Here is a 2,173-nt window from a genome sequence, read left to right on the forward strand (position 1 = left end):
CCTTTTGCAGGGTTTCGATCGCGGGCCGGATTGCACTGCCTCTCCGGTCTGCGATGAGTGAGCTTTGAAACCCGGAAAAAGGTAACCGCTTCAAGGCAGGATATAACGGGTTCACCGGATATTTACAAATCATGTTATGCTATAGAAGTAAAATATTGTACGTATTCGTTTTGATCTCGGTCATGCTGTGCTTATCTGCCCGGCTGATCTCTGCCGGGACCGGGATCATTGACATGCATGAAGACCGCGCACTTGTGCGTGTTCATGATCATGTAATTACACTTCAGGAACTTGTAAGCTTCGCCAAAAGGGCGCCCAATTTCAACAGCTATCTTCAGGTCCCCGGCGGGCCTGAAAAAATCCTCGAAGAAATGATCTGGCGCCGCCTGCTTGTCCTGGAAGGCCATGATCGTGGTATTCCGGAACCAACGGAAGAAGAAGGAGGAATGGAAGTTTATATCCATCGGGTGCTGAAGGGCCTTCTTCCCGGGCTTCCTCCCCTGACAGAGGCGGATGCCCGAAGATTTTATGAAGACCACCCCGAGGTGTTTTCAACGCCTCTCATGCTGCGCGTCTTTCAGATAAAGGTCCTGATAAAGAATGGAGATGAGGCATCGGCCCTTGCCCGGATTGAGTCTGCCAGACAGGCCCTCAATGAGGGAATGGCCTTTGGGGACGTGGCACGCCGGTATTCCGACGACAGCTTCAGCCGTGACCGCGGTGGCGAACTGGGATTCATTCCCATGGAAAAAATCGATCCGCCGGAGCTTGAGCAGACCTTGCGTGCATTGACTGTGGGCCGTATCAGTGACATCGTCCGTGTGGGCAGGTCCTTTGTTATCTATTTCGTGAAAGACAGGAGGGAACCGGTCCTTGATCCCTATGAGCAGGTGGCTGATGTTGCCTGGAAAAAGGCGGAACAGGATCGCAGGGCATCGGCCCAGGCCAGGCTGCGCCGCAAGCTGGAAAACAAGTGGGGCGTAAAATACCTTGACCCGGAATGGATGTCAAAAAATACGGAAAAGGGTCCCTGAAAAAACTCATTTGCAGCCCTGCTCATCTTTCAGCATGCCTTTGATTATGCTTCATTCCTCAGAAATTCCAAGTCTTGCATCTTGTGCCTTGTAAACAGAATTCATTTTTGTGGTGTTATCAAAAATGAGACTGACTGAACTCTGGAAATTTCGATGGCTGTTTCTGAATCTGCTCTTAAGAGAGATCAAAAATCGCTATGTCGGCAGTTTAAGCGGCATATTTTCAATGATATTCAATCCGCTGGCACTGCTGGCAATCTATGCCTTTGTATTTGCCACCATACTTCGCATAAAATTTCCTGCGCTAGCGGAACATAATTTCACCGTATTTTTAGCCCTTGCCTTATGGCCGTGGCTGGCCTTTCAGGAAGGAACTCAGCGGGGAACAGTCTCGGTACAGAGCAATGGGAGCCTGGTCAAAAAGGTGGCGTTTCCTCACGAGCTTCTGGTGTATTCTGCCGTAACGGCAACCTATATAGTTCACCTGGTCGGCTTCTTACTTGTCCTGTTGGCACTGGTTCTTTTTGGTTCAGCCATAAACTTATTGGCGTTACCGCTGGTTATTTCTATTCTGGGCGTACAGTTTCTCTTTACCCTCGGCCTGGCGCTTGCTTTAGCTGCAATGCAAGTCCTGCTGAAGGACACGGGACAATATCTTTCTCCGGTGTTTATGATCTGGTTTTATGCTACCCCGATTCTCTATCCTGCCAGTCTCGTTCCAGCATCCATGCAGCAGGTTATCATGCTTAATCCAATGGCCTATTTTACCGGTCGCATACGCGATCTGCTGCTCTATAAAAATTGTCAATTCGGATTGGTGGATGCTGCGGAAATTGCAGGAGCCGTCTTGTTTTTACTGCTAGCCCGCTTGTTCTTTAACAGGCTCTCACCTCATTTTGAAGACTTTCTCTAATGCGCATCCATTTAGAATATATGACTATTGAGTTAGCTCCGTTTCGATATATAGTCTTTGATTATTGGATAATCATCCCTTGTCCCTCCAATGCTCTCATCCCTTGTTTTCTGAGACTTTTGCAGCATGGGACCCTCCCTGTTCTCCTCCGCTGCGCTCCGGAGCCAGGGTTTCCCGTACTGCAAAAGCCAGGAAAACTGCGGGACTTCCGCAAGTCGCTCCAAGG

General features: G+C 49.3%; 3 protein-coding genes. 2 read left to right on the forward strand and 1 reads right to left on the reverse strand.

Annotated features, from left to right (window positions below; all coding sequences use genetic code 11):
- The first annotated feature begins 131 nt into the window (after window positions 1-131).
- On the forward strand, window positions 132-1,034 hold the full coding sequence (locus C4B57_12165) for a hypothetical protein (GenBank protein PXF50353.1): 903 nt from the start codon (window positions 132-134) through the stop codon (window positions 1,032-1,034).
- Window positions 1,035-1,158: 124 nt separating this feature from the next.
- Window positions 1,159-1,947 carry a phosphate ABC transporter permease gene (locus tag C4B57_12170; GenBank protein ID PXF50354.1) on the forward strand — a complete coding sequence of 263 codons (789 nt, stop codon included), beginning with the start codon at window positions 1,159-1,161 and terminating at the stop codon, window positions 1,945-1,947.
- A gap of 32 nt (window positions 1,948-1,979) precedes the next feature.
- Here the strand turns inward: C4B57_12170 and C4B57_12175 are convergent, their stop codons facing one another.
- Window positions 1,980-2,171 (reverse strand): hypothetical protein, encoded by a 192-nt coding sequence (locus C4B57_12175; GenBank protein PXF50355.1) that lies wholly within the window; start codon window positions 2,169-2,171, stop codon window positions 1,980-1,982.
- Window positions 2,172-2,173: the final 2 nt, after the last annotated feature.

Source organism: Deltaproteobacteria bacterium (assembly GCA_003194485.1).
Classification (GTDB): Bacteria; Desulfobacterota; Dissulfuribacteria; order Dissulfuribacterales; family UBA3076; genus UBA3076.